The sequence below is a fragment of the Methylobacterium sp. E-046 genome (assembly GCF_022829625.1).
In the GTDB taxonomy this organism is placed as follows: Bacteria; Pseudomonadota; Alphaproteobacteria; order Rhizobiales; family Beijerinckiaceae; genus Methylobacterium; species Methylobacterium longum.
Window position 1 is genome coordinate 98,281 of record NZ_JAKSYP010000183.1, and the last position, 15,772, is coordinate 114,052.

Sequence of the window (15,772 nt, forward strand, 5' to 3'; positions counted from 1 at the left end):
TGCGACCCGGGGGATCCGACCGAGGTGGATAAGACCCGAGCCATGCGCGATTTCGCGCTGCGACGCATCAAGCGCGCATTGGCGCCGTCGCGGAGCCCGTGATACTGGCACTTGCCAACCCGATCCCGCAGCGCCACCCCTGCGCGCCGCCGTCCGAGGAAAGTTGGCACATGGCCCGAGTAGAAACCGCATCGATCATCGAGGGCCTCACCTTCGACGATGTGCTCCTGCGACCGGCCGCCTCGTCGGTGATGCCCACCGAGGTGAACGTGGCCTCGCGGCTCACCCGGACTATCCCGCTGAACCTGCCGATCGTCGCCTCGGCGATGGACACCGTGACGGAAGCACCCATGGCCATCGCCATGGCGGCCAACGGCGGCATGGGCGTGATCCACCGCAACCTGGAGCCGCCGGAGCAGGCCGAGCAGGTCCGCCTCGTCAAGAAGTACGAGTCGGGCATGGTGATGAACCCGATCACCATCCACCCCGACGAGACCCTGGCCGACGCCTTCGAGGTGATGAAGCGCAACCGCATCTCCGGAATCCCGGTGGTCGAGCGGGGCCCGAACGGCTCGCGCGGCAAGCTGGTCGGCATCCTGACCAACCGCGACGTGCGCTTCGCGACGAATGCCTCGCAGCCCGTCGCCGAATTGATGACCCGCGACCGCCTGATCACGGTCCGCGAGGGCGTGACCCAGGACGAGGCCAAGCGCCTGCTCCACCAGTTCCGGATCGAGAAGCTGCTGGTCGTCGACGACCATTACCGCTGCATCGGCCTGATCACCGTCAAGGACATCGAGAAGCGCGTCGCCTACCCGAACGCCGTCAAGGACGAACAGGGCCGACTGCGGGTCGCGGCGGCCACGACGACGGGCGACAGCGGCTTCGAGCGCGCCGAGCGCCTGATCGACGCCGGCTGCGACGTGATCGTGGTCGACACCGCCCACGGCCACTCGATCAAGGTGCTCGACGCCGTGGCCCGGGTGAAGCAGCTCTCGAACGCCGTGCAGGTCATCGCCGGCAACGTCGCGACCCGCGACGGCGCCCAGGCGCTGATCGATGCCGGCGCCGACGCCATCAAGGTCGGCATCGGGCCGGGCTCGATCTGCACCACCCGCATCGTCGCCGGGGTGGGGGTGCCGCAGCTCACCGCGCTGATCGAGGCCGTCGAGGCTGCCGGCGAGGCCGACATCCCGGTCATCGCCGACGGCGGCATCAAGTATTCGGGCGACCTCGCCAAGGCGATCGCGGCCGGCGCCTCCGTGGCGATGCTCGGCTCGCTGCTGGCCGGCACCGACGAGGCCCCCGGCGAGGTGTTCCTGTACCAGGGCCGCTCCTACAAGTCGTACCGCGGCATGGGCTCGGTGGGCGCCATGGCGCGCGGCTCGGCCGACCGCTACTTCCAGGCCGAGGTGAACGACACCCATAAGCTGGTGCCGGAGGGCATCGAGGGGCAGGTGCCGTACAAGGGCCCGGTGGGCAACGTCCTGCACCAGCTCGCCGGCGGCCTGCGCGCCGCCATGGGCTATGTCGGCGGCGCGACGATCCCGGAATTCCAGGAGCGGGCGCGGTTCATCCGCATCACCAACGCGGGCCTGCGCGAGAGCCATGTCCACGACGTGACGATCACCCGCGAGAGCCCGAACTATCCCTCGCGGACCTGAGGAACCTGATGCGCACGCTGATCGTCGGGGCCGGCGCGACCGGCGGGTATTTCGGCGCACGGCTTGCCGAGTCGGGGGCCGACGTGACCTTCCTGGTCCGGCCGGCCCGGGCCGCCAAGCTCGCCGCGGGCGGCCTCAACCTCCGCAGCCCGCTCGGCGACCTGCACCTGCCGAACCCGCCCACCGTCACGGCCGACCGGCTGGCGCAGGCGGGGCGGTTCGACCTGATCGTCTTGTCCTGCAAGGCCTACGATCTCGACAGCGCCATCGCGGATCTCGCGCCCGCCGTGGGCACGGGGACCGCGATCCTGCCGGTGCTCAACGGGATGTCGCATCTCGACGCCCTGGATGCCCGCTTCGGCCCGGAGCGCGTCCTCGGCGGATCCTGCGCCATCGCGGCGACGCTCGCGCCGGACGGCACCATCCGCCACATGAGCGAACTCTGCAGCATCACCTACGGCGAACGGGACGGATCACGCTCCGCGCGGATCGAGGCTGTCGACTCCCTGATGCGCGGCCTGAAGTTCCAGCCGCGTCTCAGCGACGTGATCCTGCAGGAGATGTGGGAGAAGTGGGTGTTCCTGGCGACTCTCGCGGGGGCGACCACGCTGATGCGCGCGGCGGTCGGCGACATCGTGGCGACGCCCGGGGGCACCGCCTTCATCGCCGCGCTCCACGCGGAATGCACGGCCGTGGCGACCGCGAGCGGCTTCGCGCCGCGGGCGGTGGTGGCGGAGCGAGCGCGGGCGCAGCTGACCACGGCCGGCTCCACCTTCACGGCCTCGATGCTGCGCGACATCGAGGGCAAGGGGCGGATCGAGGCGGATCACGTCATCGGCGACCTGATCGCCCGCGGCCTGCGGCTCGCGCCCGAGGCCGCCTTCCCGCTGCTCGGCACGGTCTATACCGGGTTGAAGGCCTACGAGGCCCGGCAGGCGCGGGAGGCGGCCTGAGCTCCCCTCCCGCGCCGGGTTCTCAGTAGCGGCCGGGCGGGGGCGGGGGCGGATTGCCGTATTCGAGCTGCGTCTTGGCATCCACCGGCCGGCGCGGCGGCGGCGTCAGATCCGGCTGGGCGGCGGGGGCGCTCGCACAGGCGGCGAGGGCGGCGACGACCAGGGACGCGAGGGCGACGCGAGCGGCAGACATCATGGGCTGGGACACTCCGGGGCTCGCCGGTCCGGAGACCGCTCTGGTCCGCGGCCGGCCGATGCCATACGACACGCGACGGCCCGCACGGCGCGCCGCCTGAACCATCGTCTGCGCCGGGAACGTGCTTGAAGCTCGGCCGTAAGGTGGCGACATCGCGGACCAAGCGTGGCCGTTTCGCGTCATCGTAGACCCAATCTGAAGGACCAGACCGCTGACACCCGCCGCCCGCTGCTCCGCAGCCATCGAGATCCTGACCGACATCTCCGAGCGCCGCCGGCCCGCCGCCGACGCCCTGAAGGATTGGGGTCTCGCGCACCGCTTCGCCGGCTCTGGCGACCGGGCCGGGATCGCGAGCCTCGTCTACGACGCCCTGCGTCGGCGCGCGTCCGCCGCCTGGATCATGGGCTCGGACAAGCCCCGCGCTGTCCTGATCGGCGCCCTGCGGCTGCAGCAGGGCCTCGCCGCCGCCTCCGTGGCCAGCCTGTTCTCGGGCGAGCGCTTCGCGCCCGAGCCCCTGAGCGACGACGAGCGTGCCCGCCTCGACGCCGCGACCCTGCAGGATGCCCCGCCCGAGGTGGCGGGCGACGCGCCGGCCTTCATCCTGCCCGACCTCTCGGCGACCCTCGGCGACGATCTCGTCGCGGAGTTGAAGGCCCTGGCCCGGCGCGCGCCCCTCGACATCCGGGTCAACGCCCTGCGCGGCGACCGCGACGCGGTCGCACCGGCTCTGGCCGCCTTCGCGGCGGCCCCGACGCCCCACGCCCCCTACGGCCTGCGCATCCCGATCGGGGCGGACGGGCGCGGCCCGGCTTTGCACGTCGAGGGTGAGTTCCTTGAGGGCTGGTACGAAATCCAGGATGAGGGCTCCCAGCTCGCCGCGCTCCTGGCGGCGCCCCGGGCGGGCGAGACCATCGTCGACCTCTGTGCCGGAGGCGGGGGCAAGACCCTGGCGCTGGCGGCCGAGACCGGCAACGGCGCCCGCCTGATCGCCACGGACGGCGATCCGCGACGGCTGGCGCCGATCCACGAACGGCTGCGCCGGTCCGGTGCGGTCGCCGAGGTTCGCACCCCGCGCACCGGCAAGACGCGGGCCGACGTGCTGGAGGATCTCGACGGCACCGTCGACCGGGTCGTGGTCGACGCCCCCTGCACCGGATCGGGCACGTGGCGCCGGAATCCGGATGCCAAGTGGCGGCTTCGGCCTGGAAGCCTCGCGCTTCGCACGGCGGAGCAGGCCCAGGTGCTGGACCGGGCGGCGCGGCTGGTGAAGCCGGGCGGACGGATCGTCTACATCACCTGCTCGCTGCTCGCCGCCGAGAACGACGCCGCGGTGGCCGGCCTGCTGTCGCGCTGGCGCGGGCGCTTCGACGTGGTGCCGGCGTCCGAGGTGCTGGCCGCGGGGCCGGCCACGCTCCGGGACGCGGTGCGCATGACCGCCCACGGCATCCAGATGAGCCCGCTCCGCACCGGCACGGACGGCTTCTACGTGGCCACCGTCGCGCGTCGGGGCTGAGGAGGGGAACCCGCACCCGCATCCGCGACGTTGGACCGGCGCTCCCGCGGGAGCCGGGGTCGCCGAGGTGGGCTCCCGCCTGCGGCCGGATCCGGGAGATGCCCGTGCGCCTCGATCGCCGACTCCTGCTCGCCGGACTCGGGAGCGCCCTCGGCCTTCGCTCCGCCCGAGCGGAGGTCGACGGACCGCCGGATCCGGCGGCGCACGAAGCCGTGCGGGCCCTACCGCAATCGCTGCCGGGCGCGGACCTGCAGGTGATCGACCTCTGGCCGGGCGAACCACCGGGCGGCGGCAGCGGACCCGACGCGCGCGGGTATCGCTACGTGGAGGGCCCGTTCGGCGACATCACCCGGGTGGCGCGTCCCTGCCTGCTGGTGATGCGCCCGGCCAATCCCAACGGCGCCGCGGTGATCGTCGCCGCCGGCGGCGGCTACGAGTTCATCGCTCTGGGCAACGAAGGTGTCCCGGTCGGCCGGGTCCTGAACGCGGCGGGCATCACGGTCTTCCTGCTCGTCTATCGCCTGCCAGCGGAGGGGTGGGGCTCGGGTCCCGACGCCCCCCGGCAGGACGCGCAGCGCGCCCTGCGGCTGGTCCGGGCCCGCGGCACGGAGTTCGGCGTCGACCCCGAGCGGGTCGGCGTTCTCGGCTTCTCGGCGGGAGGGCACCTCATGGGCGAGACGGCGGTCGGGAGCGCCCACGACCTCTATCCGGGGGTCGACGCGGGCGACGCACAGCCGGTGCGGCCCGTCCTGGCCGGCCTGATCTATCCCGTCATCACCATGCGCAAGCCCTTCGACCGGACCCATACCCGTCGAATCCTGGTGGGCGATGACGTCACCCCCGCCGAGATGAAGACCTACTCGGTCGACCTTCAGGTCGGGCCGGAGACGCCGCCGACGTTCCTCGTCCAGGCGATCGACGATCCGGTCGCGGTGGCCGATCATCCGCTGCTGATGTTCACGGCCCTGCGCAAGGCGCGGGTGCCGGCCGAGCTGCACCTGTTCGAGCGCGGCGGCCACGGCTTCGGCCTCGGCGCACCCGGCACGCCGGCGGCGGCGTGGCCCGGTCTGTTCCTGGCTTGGATCCGGCTTCACGGATTCCTGCGCCGGTGAGGCGTCAGCCCTCGCCCGTCTGAAGGCGGTGCAGCTTGGCGACCTTCGGCCGGCTGGTGCGGAACTGACCCCGCTCCACGGAGACGAACACGACGGTCGCGATGGCCAGGGTCGTGAGCCACCAGATCGCCGTCATGCCCGCGCCGAGGCACGCCACCGTGAAGGCGGCGGCGAAGCATCCCATGGCGCCCGGCACAAGCGCGGGCCCGTCCCGACCGGCCCGGCGGATCGACGCGTAGAGCGCGAAGGCGGCCGCGAGGGCGCCGACGATCCCGAGCTCGTACCAGAACTCGAACAGCGCCGTGGTCGGCGCGTTCAGCGGGAGCAGGCCGACGAGGCGCCCGCGCAGCGCGGTCTCGAAGCCGTGGCCGGTGATCAGCCGGACCGGATCGCCCGTCACGACCTTCTGCCAGCTCTTCAAAGAGAGAACCGAAGGGGCCAGGGGGCCGAGCAGTGCGGCGCCCACCGGGCGCGCCAGGAAGGGCAGCAGCGGCGCCACGGCGAGCAGAGCGGCCGACAGGATCGCCGTCAGCGCCACGCCGAGCTTCTGCCGGTAGCTGGTCAGCGCGAAGGCGAGGGCTCCGATGGTGAGTGCCGCGATCTGGGTTGCGTCGGGCTGGACCGTGAGTGCCAGGGCCACCAGCAGCGCCAATCCCAGCGCCTCCCGGTCCCTGCGGCGGGACCTGAGCCACGCGAGCGCCGGCCAGAGCAGCAGGATCAGGAGCACCAAGCCGCGATCCAGCGCCCCGTCATCCTCGGTGCCGGGCGGGGCGATGTGCGCGCCGAAGAGGCCGAGCATGATCGCCACGATGGCGCCCGCGACCACGCCGAGCGGCAGCAGGTAGAGGTTGGCCGAGCGCATCCGATCGGGCAGGGCGAGGTAGCCCAGGAGGGCCAGCCCGATCGTGGCCGCGAGATTCGCCAGTCGCTCGAGGGCGGGTCCGAGGAAGGGCGTCCAGGTCAGCGACAGCGCGGACCACAGCACCACCAGCATGCCCGCCAGGAAGGCCGGCGCGGTGAGCAGGCGGCGCGTGGCCAGTCGCACCGGGCGCTGGCGCCGGTCGATCACGCTGGCGATGATGAGCAGGATGACGGCGATGGGCGCCAGGATCACCGAGGCGCGGCGCGCCACCTGCGCGAGGACCGGGAGCACCACGAACAGGCCGAAGAAGCCGATGCGCCGAAGCAGGGCGGCGGCGTCGAGGGCCGGATCGATGGTGGACGAGTTCGACGCGCGAGGCATCTGGCGCCTTCTTCCGAACCGGGACGGCCGGATCCCTGCTCGATACGCAAGGCGCGCGCAAGCCGCTGTAGACGCGAAGCCACACTTCGGGCCGCACGATGCGGCGTCAGGCGGCCTCCGGCCGTCTCAGGCGGCCGTCACGGTCCGGCGCGGTCGGCGGCGCGCCGCACGCTGGCCGAGATCCGACACCACCCGCCAACCGCCCCAGGCGGCGAAGAAACCGATCAATCCCGCGGCGAGCCCGTCCGCATTGGTGGGAATGGCCGGGCTGAAGTCGCGGTAGGCGGCCTGGGCCACCGGCAGATCGGGATCGCGCAGCATCGCCACCACGCGACCGAGCGGGCTCGTCGCCGAGGCAAGCGCCTGCTGCTGGGCGCTGAGCCGGGCGAGCCGGGCGATGTCGGCCCGGGCTGCGTCGCCGCGCCGGGCGACGAGCTGATCCGGGTTGGTGCGCAGCCGGTCCACCGCGTCGTCGCGGGTCGTGCCGGAGGCCTGCGCGTCCGATTCGAGGATGGCGACCTGCCGGCGCAGCTCATCGGCGGCACCGCCGAGACGCTGCGTGTATTGCTGCGCGAATTCTGGAGCCTGCGCCGCCACGACGCCGCCGAGCAGACCCAGGGCGAGGCCGAGGGTACGGAACACGCGGAACACGTCTGGCCTCCGGCACGGGGAATCGTCCCTCGACAAAGAGCATGCCGAAGGCCGGGGTTCCAGCCCGACTCAGCTCGGAAGGCTGAGCAGGCCAGCCGCCCCGTCGGCGCAGCCGAACAGCAGCCGCGCGCCGCGCCCGTCCCAGGCCAGCGCCGTGACCGTGCTGCCCGGGACCGCCGGTCGTACCAGCAGCTCGGCCGCATCGGTGAAGCGGACCAGCAGGATGCAGCCGTCCTCGTAGCCGACCGCCAGAACCGGTGCCTTCGGGTGGAAGGCGACGCGGGAGACCCGGGCCGGCCGCACGCCGCATTCCCGCGGAGCCTTGCCGGTCGGTCCTTCCTTCGAGTCGAAGGGCCAGACGATCGCCGCCTCCGCGCCGCCGGTGGCGAGCCAATGCCCGTCGAACGACCACGCCACCGAGCGGACCTTGCCGGGATAGCCGGACATCCGCATGTGGCCGCGGTCCGGCTGAAGCCGCCAGCCGTGCAGGGCATTCTCCTGCATGGTGGACACCACGAAGCGGCCGTCCGGAGACCACGTCACGTCGATATGCGAGCCCTTCCAGCTGATCACCTCGGCCGGCGTCTCGAGGTTCGGATACCAGAGGCTCACGCCGTTGTAGTGGGCGACGCCGAGGCGGTAGCCCTTGGGGGCGAAGACGAGGCCCCGGGCGGTCGAGGGCGCCTGGAACTGCTTCTCGCGCCCCTTGGCGTCCCGCGTCACGACGTTGCGGCCCGCAGACCAGGCCACGGCACCGTCCGGATGAAGCGCCAGCGCGTCGATCCAGGCGTTGCCGTTGGAACGGCCGCGCTGCTCCATCGCGCCGTCGGCGCGGATCTCGACTACGCGCCCGTCGTCGCCGCCCGTGACCAGGCGGTCGCCGCTGCCCGCGGCCACCAGGATCCCGCTGTCGGGATGGGCTGCCAGCCGATCGAGGCCACCGTCGCGCGCCAGGGCGACCGTGCCGTCGCTCAGCGCGAGCACCGGAACGTCCTTGAGGAAATGGGCCGCGACGACGTGGGCACCCGGCTCCAGGGCGGCCACGTGGCTGGTGAGGGACGGATTGCTGAGGGGGCTCGTCATGTCGGGGGGACCTTCGCGGCGGGCGGCGCCGCGCGCAAGACCAGGAACGCCGTAATCAACGCGAGCCCGCCCGAGATCGCCGCCGGCGCGATCAGCGCGTAGAGGGCGAAGAGGCCGTAGGCGTGCGCGCCGAGAAATGCGCCGAACAGCAAGGAGATCCAGACCAGCCCGTCGCCGATCCAGCCCAGGGGGTCGCCGGTCCGGGTCAAGGCCTGGGCGATCTTCTGGCCCAGGCTGAACAGGGCGCCGGTGACGAAGGTGGTGCCGGCGCGAAACCCCTTGACCTGCGCGAGGACCGCGTTCTGCGACCCCATGGCCACGGCGACGAAGAAGGCCGCGAGGCCCAGCTCCGGCGATTCCAGGCCCAGCCCGAGACCGCCCAGGATCAGCAGCGATTCGTAGGCAAGGACGATCGGCGTCGTCCAGCGCGGCGGCGTGAGGATGGCGAGCCCGCTTCCGAGGACTGAGCCGGTGAGGAAGGCCAGCAGCAGGACCGCCGGGAGGACCATGCGATGCAGCTCGGCCTCGGCACCGAAGACCGCGAACTGGGTGGTGTTGCCGCTCATGAACGACGTGTAGAGGCCGCCCAGGCGCACAAAGCCCAGGGCATCGACGTAGCCGGCCAGCCCCGTGAGGAGCAGGCCGATGCCGAGCTGCCATGGCCGGGTCACGCCCGGCCTCCCCGGCGCGCGGCCGGTAACTTTCCGTTAACCATTCCGGCCGCTTCGTTCAGCACTGCCGGGCTGCGGTTAACGCGACACTCACCAAACCCAGGCAATTCGATGCAAACAGGGTGAACACCGTGTCGGGAGGGGCCGTTGCCCCTGCGATCCGGTCCGGGGACATCGCGCCCCCGCCGGGTGAGTGGGAGTTGCGTCATGGTTCCGTTCGCCGCCGCTTTCGTCTGCCCGTCCATGCCGGTCCTGGACCCGGCCGCCGCCACCATCCTCGTCGTCGAGGATGAGCCGACCGTGTGCGAGCTTGCCGCCGAGACGCTCCTCGACGAGGGCTACCGGGTGATCACCGCCGCGGATGCCTGGCAGGCCGAGGCCATCCTGGCCGGCGAGAGCATCGACATGCTCTTCACCGATATCGATCTCGCCCGCAACACGAACGGCCTCGCGCTGGCGCGGTGGGCGCGGCGGCTCTGCCCTGAGCTGGCGGTGGTCTACACCTCCGGCGGCCGCGCCTGCCTGCCGGCCAACGAGGCCGTGCCGGGGTCGATCTTCGTGCCGAAGCCTTACCGGCCGGGCCAGCTCGTGACCCTCACCCGCGACGTCCTGCGCGCCGCGTCCCTCGACCACGCCTGATCCCGCCCCCAAGGACCCACGCCATGCGGCGCACCCTTTCCGCAGCCGGTTTCGCCCTCGCCCTGTCCGCTGCCGCCTCGCCGGCCGTCGCCGCCTGCGACGTGAAGGGCGCACAGATCGAGGAGGCGATCGCCGCCAAGAGCGAATTGCGCGCAGATCAGAACACCCAGCTCGTGCGCGATCTGCGCACGCTGCGCGACGCCGCCATCGTGCTCGAGACCTACAAGTTCCCGGGCGAGTGCGAGAACCTGCTCGGGATCGCGAAATCGCTCCTGGCCAATCCGTCCAAGACCATCGAGCAGGGCGGCGACACCGACGAGGACAAGGCCGACAGCCTCAGCGAAGCGCGCGAACCCAAGGACGCCGCCGGCAGCACCAAGGCGAAGTGAATGGGGGGCCCGGCGGGCTCTCGGCAGCGGCGCTCCGACACGTCTGCGCGGCCGACCATCACCCTGGAGCCGCCGCCATCCGCGGGGGCGTGGTTCCGATCCCTCACCTCCGGCGCAACTGGGAGCGCCGTTGCCGGAGCGTCGCGACGCTTGGCCGGCGACTAGCGCTCCTCGCCGGCGCTCGCCCCGATCTTGGCGCGCGCGAGGGCGCGGCCGAGCTTGGCGGCGATCTGCTCGCGCAACATGTCGGCCATCTCGATATCGACGAGCCGCCAGCTGAGCCCGCGCAGGCGCAGCCGGATGCGCGTGCGCTCCGCGCGCGGCGCCTCGGGGGGGATCGGGATCACGACGGCGCGGAAACCCCGCATTTCGAGCGCCGCATAATAGGGCATCAGCCGGCCGAGATTGCGGATCGCGAGACCCTCCGGCCGCGCCCCCGCCGGCCGTTCGACATCGAGCTTGTCGGGCCAGCCGTTGGCGAGCAGATCGATCACGGTCTCCGGCGTCACCATGGTCTCGGACAGGGCGAGTGCCAGACCGTAGGCGGCATCGTTGAGCCGCTGGCGGTCGCGGGGTTCCAGATCCGTGTCGGTCTCGGCCGCAACCCGCATGGCCGCCGTGATCTGCCGGACCAGCGACAGGCGGAGCGTCCGGAAATTCACGTGACTCTCGACATAGGCGGCGTCGTGCCGGCGCACCGCCTGCGCGAGATCGTAGAGCGACCAGAGCGGGCTCAGCGTGAAGGCCAGCCATGCCAGGGCGAGGGCAAGCGGGATCGCGAGCCAGCGCACGGGATCAGAACCCGCTTCGCGGCGTCATGACTCGGGCGCCCACCGCTCGAGCCCGGAGAAGGCCGCCACCACGCGCTCGTAGACGGGGCGTTTGAACGGCACGATCAGTTCCGGCAGCTCCGGGAAACGCGCCCAGCGCCACGCGTCGAATTCGGGCTTGTGCGCGCCCCCACCCGGGTTCAGCACGTCGATCAGGTCCTCGCTGCCCCGAAAACCGTAGGCGAACCACTTCTGCGACTGGCCGCGATAGCGTCCCTGCCACGCCTGCTTCATGACGTCTTGCGGCAGGTCGTAGGCGAGCCAATCCGGGATCTCGCCGAGCAGTTCGAGCGCGTCCGGCGGCACGTTCGTCTCCTCGTAGAGTTCCCGGCGGGCAGCCTCCTCCGGCTCCTCGCCGGGGTCGATGCCGCCCTGCGGCATCTGCCACATGTGCGGGCCGGCGACGTGCTCAGGGCCCGCATTCTTGCTCCGACGTCCGACGAAGACGCCGCCCGATCGCGCGATCAGGGCGACGCCCACGCAGGGGCGGTAGGGCAGGGTGCTGCCGGTATCCGAATGTGTCGTCATCGCGGCGAGCATAGGTCAGGCACGCCGGGGGCGGCAACGCCGACCAGGGACCTCGAACCCGACGGAGCCGGTTTGCCTACTCTGACGGATGATTTACGCGCGGACACTCAATCGGCCGTCGAGACGCGCTTGTCGCGCGCGCCGCGCAGCGCCACGCTGGCCGGCACGAGTCGAAGCCCGCGGGCATCGAGATCCTTGGCCCAACGGGCGATTCGGTCGACGCTGAGCGCCGCACCGCTCGCCGAGACGAGGACGAAACCATTCGCCCTGGCGCGGGCCTCGGCCTGCGCCAGGGCGGCATCGATGGCATCAGCGCGCGGCGTGGCGTCGAGGACGATCTCGGCGCGGGCGATGGGCGTCCGCGCCTTGTTGGCCGGAGCACTCGCCGCCTTGGCGGCGGTGCCGTCGTCGAGAAAGCCCAGGCCGCGGGCGCCGATCTCGCGCAGAACCGGCTCGAAGGCGGCATCCGCCATCAGCTTGGAGCCCATGAAGTTCGCGACACCGACATAGCCGGGAAAGCGGGCCAGCGCCCAGGCGAGGCGGTCGGCGTTTTCGGGTCCCTTCAGGGCCGTGAGCAGGGCCTGCGGACCGGGATCGCTGTCGGGGTAATCGAAGGGCTCCATGGGGAGTTGCAGGAACACCTCGTGGCCGGCATCGCGGGCCCTCGCCGCCGACCGCTCAGCCTCGCCGCCATAGGGCAGGAACGCGAGGCTCACGGCCGCCGGCAGCCGGGCGGTCGCTCCGGCGGTGGCGGCTTGGCCCACGCCGAGTCCGGTGATCACGACGGCGATCCGCGGGCCGGTGCCGGGTTCCTCGGTGCGGGCATAAACATCGAGGGCACGCACCCGGCCCTCGCCGAGCTTCGGCATGAGCCCGTGGCGTCCCGCCTCGCTGATCCGTGGGTCCGGTGCCGGCGCGAGCCGCGCCACGTTGGGCGGCGGCACCCGGATCAGTACGGCGTCGGTGGGACCGGACCCTGCGGGACGCACGACGGTCACGCCAGAGGCGGTCTCGATCTCCTCCGCGCTGCGCTGGAGCGGCGATGTGCCGGGCTGAGTCGCAGCGATTGGCGCCGCGGCGACGACCGGCGCGGGCGGTGCGGACCGCGGCATCGGCTCGCGGAGGGTGATCTTGGCCTCGGCGCGGGGCTCGCCACCCGTGGGGTCGCCGAGAGCGACCACCAGCCCCGCCGTTGCGAGGAGCGCTGCCATGATGGCACCGCCGGCGATCCTGGGGCGGCGTACGCCCGCGACGAGGCATCCGAAACGGCGGCCGGGCTGGTCCGGCGCCTCCGCCTCCGGCACCCCGAGGGGTCGCGTGAGGATATCGTCGGTGGACTCGGTCAACGGGCTCTCGATGCGGGATCGTGGTCCCTGCACCCGCGGGCGCGGTGCGGATCCCGACCCCCATTCCCGTCGGATAGGGTTAACGTTCCGCTAATGCGGCCCCTCGGAAACGGAAGTCCCGCCCGGCAGCTAGCCGGACGGGACTGAAGCGCGCACGATCCGCCGAAGCGGGATCGATCAGTTCGGCAGGCTCGGCTTCTGCTGCTGGGCAGCCGGCGTTCCATTGGCGGCCCCCTTCTGGATCCCGTGCAGGAAGTCGATGGCCGAGATCAGCTGCTTGTCCTTGGCCGGATCCGGCGGGACGTAGGCGGAGGATCCGCCGCGCTCGTCGGTGTCCTTCTGCTTGAGGTGGCCCTTCAGGCCGGCCTCGCCCTTGGTCTCGTCCTTGCCCTTCAGCTCGTCCGGCACATCCTGCAGGACCTCGACGTCCGGCTCGATGCCCTTCGCCTGGATGGAGCGGCCCGAGGGCGTGTAGTAGCGCGCTGTGGTGAGCCGCAGCGCGCCGGATCCGCCGAGCGGGATGATGGACTGGACCGACCCCTTGCCGAACGAGCGCGTCCCCATGATGGTCGCGCGCTTGTGATCCTGCAAAGCGCCGGCGACGATCTCGGAGGCCGAGGCGGAACCGCCGTTGACCAGCACGACCACCGGCTTGCCCTTGGTGAGGTCACCCGATTTCGCCGAGAAGCGCTGCGTCTCGTCCGGGTTGCGGCCGCGGGTGGAGACGATCTCGCCGCGATCCAGGAAGGCGTCCGAGACCATCACGGCCTGATCGAGCAGGCCGCCCGGGTTGTTCCGCAGATCGATGACGTAGCCCTTGATCTTGTCGTTGCCGATCTCGCCCGACAGCTTGTCGATGGCCGCCCGCATGCCGTCGAAGGTCTGCTCGTTGAACTGGGTCAGGCGGATGTAGGCGACGTCGCCGCCCTCCACCTTCGAGCGCACCGGCTTGATCTTGATCACGTCGCGGGTCAGCGTGACGTCGATCGGGTCCTTCGACTCCTTGCGGGAGATCTTGAGCTTCACGTTCGAGTTGACCGGACCGCGCATCTTGTCGACCGCCTGGTTCAGGGTGAGACCCTGAACCTGATCGTCGTCGATCTGCGTGATGACATCGTTGGCCAGCAGGCCCGCCTTGGCGGCCGGCGTGTCGTCGATCGGGGTGACGACCTTGATCAGGCCGTCTTCCATGGTGACCTCGATGCCCAACCCACCGAACTCGCCGCGAGTGGTGGTCTGCATGTCGCGGAACGCCTTGGCGTCCATGTAGCTCGAATGCGGGTCGAGGGAGGTCAGCATGCCGTTGACGGCCGCTTCGATCATCTTCGACTCGTCCGGCTTCTCGACGTAGTCGGTGCGGACCTTCTCGAAGACGTCGCCGAAGAGGCTGAGCTGGCGGTAGGTCTCGGCCGAGGCGGCCACGGCCCGCGGACCCGACAGGAAGTCGGTCTGGGTGGCCACCATGGAGGTGCCGGCACCCAGGAAGGCGCCGAGCATGATCAGGGATGTCTTGCGCATCAGCCGCGAACCTTCTCGCCAAGTACCGTATTGTTCGGGCTCTTCGCCCACCACGGCTCCGGATCGATGGAGCCGCCGTCCTTCTTGAACTCGACGTACAGGGTGGGATCGCCATCGGATCCGGGCGAACCCGCACCCTTCTCGCCCATGCTACCGACCGGTTCGCCCGCGAGCACGAACTGACCGACCTCGACGCTGATCTGATCCATCCCCGCGAGCAGAAGATAGTAGCCGTCGCCAGCGTTGATGATCAAGAGTCGCCCGTAGGACCGGAAGGGCCCGGCAAACTGCACCCACCCATCGGCCGGGGCGGAGACCGTCGCCTTCGGCCGCGTCGTGTAGGACACGCCCCGCGTGGTGCCGCCGTTGCCGTCAGGCTGGTTGAAACCACGCATCACCCGCCCGCTGACCGGCCGCGGCACTTCGCCCCGCACATCCGAGAAATGCACCTTCGGGGCCAACCGGGCCGGATCCCGGAACCCGGCCGCGGCAAATCGCTCCTGCTCAACCCGCACCTCGCGCTCGGCTGCGGCCTTCGCCTCGTCGGCTGTGCGTTTCGCGGCGGCGACCTCCGCCTCGGTCCTGTCGAGGAGATCCTTGAGGGTCTTGGCCTGGGCGCCGAGTTCGGCAGCACGTCGGCGCTCGGCGGAGAGACCGCTCTCGACCTCGGCCTGACGGGCGCGGCGGGCGGCGACCAGCGCCTGCAGGCGCTGCTGCTCGCGCGCCCAGCCGGCGAGGTCGGACGCGAGACCTTCCTTGTCCTGCGCGATCAGGCCGCGCAGCCGAATCATCTCCGTCAGGTCGGCCGCGAGGGTGTCGACCTCGCCGCGTAGCTCAGGCACCACGGCGCCGAGCAGCATCGACGTGCGAATCGCCGCGAGCATGTCCTCGGGACTCACCAGCACCGCCGGGGGCGGACGGCGTCCCATACGCTGGAGCGCCGCCAGAATCTCGGCGACGATGCTGCGCCGCGCCTGAAGCGAGCGCCGGATCGCCGACTCGCTCTCGCTCATCGCCTTGAGGCGCTCTTCCAGGCGGCTCAGACGATCCTCGGTCGCCTGGGCCTGCCGACCGGCATCGACCAGCGCGGCGTCCAGCTTGGCCCGGTCGGTGCCGATCGCGGCGATTTCGGTCTCGAACTGGGTGCGCTGGCCGGCACTGGCGGCGAGCGCGTCCTGCACGCGCTTGAGGTTCTCGGCGCGACGGTCGCGCTCCTCGCTGGCGCGCTGGTTCGCCTCCGCATCCGCGGGGGGTTCGGCGCGCGCAGGCAGCGTGCCGCCGCTGAGCGCCAGGAGAGCCAGGGCGGAAAGCCTGCGGCGGGCGAGACGCCCCCCACCACCCGTCCCGCCCGGACCGATATGCCGGAGTGCGGCGCCGGCGTCGAAAGCCGGTTTCAGCCATCGCGCAGCCGCCCCGAGGGCGCCTTCGAGGCCCGC

General features: G+C 71.6%; 16 protein-coding genes. 6 read left to right on the forward strand and 10 right to left on the reverse strand.

Annotation, left to right across the window (positions count from 1 at the left end; genetic code table 11):
• Positions 1–170 precede the first annotated feature (170 nt).
• The gene (gene guaB, locus MKK82_RS18770) at positions 171–1,664 is read left to right on the forward strand and encodes an IMP dehydrogenase (RefSeq protein ID WP_238286400.1); all 1,494 of its coding nucleotides are present in this window, start codon (positions 171–173) and stop codon (positions 1,662–1,664) included.
• 8 nt (positions 1,665–1,672) lie between these two features.
• A complete protein-coding gene (gene panE, locus MKK82_RS18775) occupies positions 1,673–2,617 on the forward strand; it encodes a 2-dehydropantoate 2-reductase (RefSeq protein ID WP_238286402.1) in 945 nt (314 codons plus the stop codon).
• 22 nt (positions 2,618–2,639) lie between these two features.
• Here panE and MKK82_RS18780 read toward each other — a convergent pair whose 3' ends face one another.
• Entirely contained in the window at positions 2,640–2,813 is a 174-nt protein-coding gene (locus MKK82_RS18780; RefSeq protein WP_238286403.1) for a hypothetical protein, read from the reverse strand.
• Between the two features lie 211 nt (positions 2,814–3,024).
• Here MKK82_RS18780 and MKK82_RS18785 point away from each other — a divergent pair, with 211 nt between their 5' ends.
• Both MKK82_RS18785 and MKK82_RS18790 read left to right on the forward strand, forming a co-directional pair.
• The gene (locus MKK82_RS18785) at positions 3,025–4,326 is read left to right on the forward strand and encodes an RsmB/NOP family class I SAM-dependent RNA methyltransferase (RefSeq protein ID WP_238286588.1); all 1,302 of its coding nucleotides are present in this window, start codon (positions 3,025–3,027) and stop codon (positions 4,324–4,326) included.
• 104 nt (positions 4,327–4,430) lie between these two features.
• Positions 4,431–5,438, forward strand: a complete 1,008-nt coding sequence (locus MKK82_RS18790; protein ID WP_238286405.1) for an alpha/beta hydrolase — start codon at positions 4,431–4,433, stop codon at positions 5,436–5,438.
• Between the two features lie 4 nt (positions 5,439–5,442).
• Here MKK82_RS18790 and MKK82_RS18795 read toward each other — a convergent pair whose 3' ends face one another.
• The 4 genes from MKK82_RS18795 to MKK82_RS18810 all read right to left on the reverse strand — a co-directional run bounded on the left by MKK82_RS18795 (position 5,443) and on the right by MKK82_RS18810 (position 9,086).
• The gene (locus MKK82_RS18795; protein ID WP_238286406.1) at positions 5,443–6,681 is read right to left on the reverse strand and encodes a peptide ABC transporter permease; all 1,239 of its coding nucleotides are present in this window, start codon (positions 6,679–6,681) and stop codon (positions 5,443–5,445) included.
• Positions 6,682–6,807: 126 nt separating this feature from the next.
• Positions 6,808–7,332 (reverse strand): DUF2937 family protein, encoded by a 525-nt coding sequence (locus tag MKK82_RS18800; protein ID WP_243986452.1) that lies wholly within the window; start codon positions 7,330–7,332, stop codon positions 6,808–6,810.
• A 69-nt stretch (positions 7,333–7,401) separates the two neighbouring features.
• Entirely contained in the window at positions 7,402–8,415 is a 1,014-nt protein-coding gene (locus tag MKK82_RS18805; protein ID WP_238286408.1) for a WD40 repeat domain-containing protein, read from the reverse strand.
• Positions 8,412–9,086, reverse strand: coding sequence for a YoaK family protein (locus tag MKK82_RS18810; protein WP_238286409.1), 675 nt, complete (start codon positions 9,084–9,086; stop codon positions 8,412–8,414). The genes MKK82_RS18805 and MKK82_RS18810 overlap by 4 nt, the downstream gene beginning before the upstream one ends.
• A 207-nt stretch (positions 9,087–9,293) precedes the next feature.
• Between MKK82_RS18810 and MKK82_RS18815 the strand changes: the two genes are divergently transcribed.
• Positions 9,294–9,725, forward strand: a complete 432-nt coding sequence (locus MKK82_RS18815) for a response regulator (RefSeq protein ID WP_238286410.1) — start codon at positions 9,294–9,296, stop codon at positions 9,723–9,725.
• A 23-nt stretch (positions 9,726–9,748) separates the two neighbouring features.
• Positions 9,749–10,114, forward strand: a complete 366-nt coding sequence (locus MKK82_RS18820; RefSeq protein ID WP_238286411.1) for a photosystem reaction center subunit H — start codon at positions 9,749–9,751, stop codon at positions 10,112–10,114.
• Positions 10,115–10,275: 161 nt separating this feature from the next.
• Here the strand turns inward: MKK82_RS18820 and MKK82_RS18825 are convergent, their stop codons facing one another.
• From MKK82_RS18825 to MKK82_RS18845, 5 genes are all read right to left on the reverse strand, one after another.
• The gene (locus MKK82_RS18825) at positions 10,276–10,905 is read right to left on the reverse strand and encodes a DUF2939 domain-containing protein (RefSeq protein WP_238286412.1); all 630 of its coding nucleotides are present in this window, start codon (positions 10,903–10,905) and stop codon (positions 10,276–10,278) included.
• A 24-nt stretch (positions 10,906–10,929) separates the two neighbouring features.
• Positions 10,930–11,484, reverse strand: coding sequence for an RNA pyrophosphohydrolase (locus tag MKK82_RS18830; protein WP_238286413.1), 555 nt, complete (start codon positions 11,482–11,484; stop codon positions 10,930–10,932).
• A gap of 95 nt (positions 11,485–11,579) precedes the next feature.
• Complete coding sequence (locus MKK82_RS18835; RefSeq protein ID WP_243986453.1) at positions 11,580–12,818, reverse strand: divergent polysaccharide deacetylase family protein; 1,239 nt, start codon at positions 12,816–12,818, stop codon at positions 11,580–11,582.
• Positions 12,819–12,995: 177 nt separating this feature from the next.
• Positions 12,996–14,336 carry a S41 family peptidase gene (locus tag MKK82_RS18840; RefSeq protein WP_238286417.1) on the reverse strand — a complete coding sequence of 447 codons (1,341 nt, stop codon included), beginning with the start codon at positions 14,334–14,336 and terminating at the stop codon, positions 12,996–12,998.
• Positions 14,336–15,637: a peptidoglycan DD-metalloendopeptidase family protein gene (locus tag MKK82_RS18845; RefSeq protein ID WP_279603133.1), complete on the reverse strand. Its 1,302-nt coding sequence runs from the start codon at positions 15,635–15,637 to the stop codon at positions 14,336–14,338. The genes MKK82_RS18840 and MKK82_RS18845 overlap by 1 nt, the downstream gene beginning before the upstream one ends.
• Positions 15,638–15,772 lie beyond the last annotated feature (135 nt).

Bases quoted from the DNA above. Each gene is read 5' to 3' on its own strand.
- MKK82_RS18805 (WP_238286408.1), bottom strand. From the start codon at position 8,415: ATGACGAGCCCCCTCAGCAATCCGTCCCTCACCAGCCACGTGGCCGCC.
- guaB (WP_238286400.1), top strand. From the start codon at position 171: ATGGCCCGAGTAGAAACCGCATCGATCATCGAGGGCCTCACCTTCGAC.
- MKK82_RS18820 (WP_238286411.1), top strand. From the start codon at position 9,749: ATGCGGCGCACCCTTTCCGCAGCCGGTTTCGCCCTCGCCCTGTCCGCT.
- MKK82_RS18840 (WP_238286417.1), bottom strand. From the start codon at position 14,336: ATGCGCAAGACATCCCTGATCATGCTCGGCGCCTTCCTGGGTGCCGGC.
- MKK82_RS18780 (WP_238286403.1), bottom strand. From the start codon at position 2,813: ATGATGTCTGCCGCTCGCGTCGCCCTCGCGTCCCTGGTCGTCGCCGCC.
- panE (WP_238286402.1), top strand. From the start codon at position 1,673: ATGCGCACGCTGATCGTCGGGGCCGGCGCGACCGGCGGGTATTTCGGC.
- MKK82_RS18815 (WP_238286410.1), top strand. From the start codon at position 9,294: ATGGTTCCGTTCGCCGCCGCTTTCGTCTGCCCGTCCATGCCGGTCCTG.
- MKK82_RS18795 (WP_238286406.1), bottom strand. From the start codon at position 6,681: ATGCCTCGCGCGTCGAACTCGTCCACCATCGATCCGGCCCTCGACGCC.
- MKK82_RS18830 (WP_238286413.1), bottom strand. From the start codon at position 11,484: ATGCTCGCCGCGATGACGACACATTCGGATACCGGCAGCACCCTGCCC.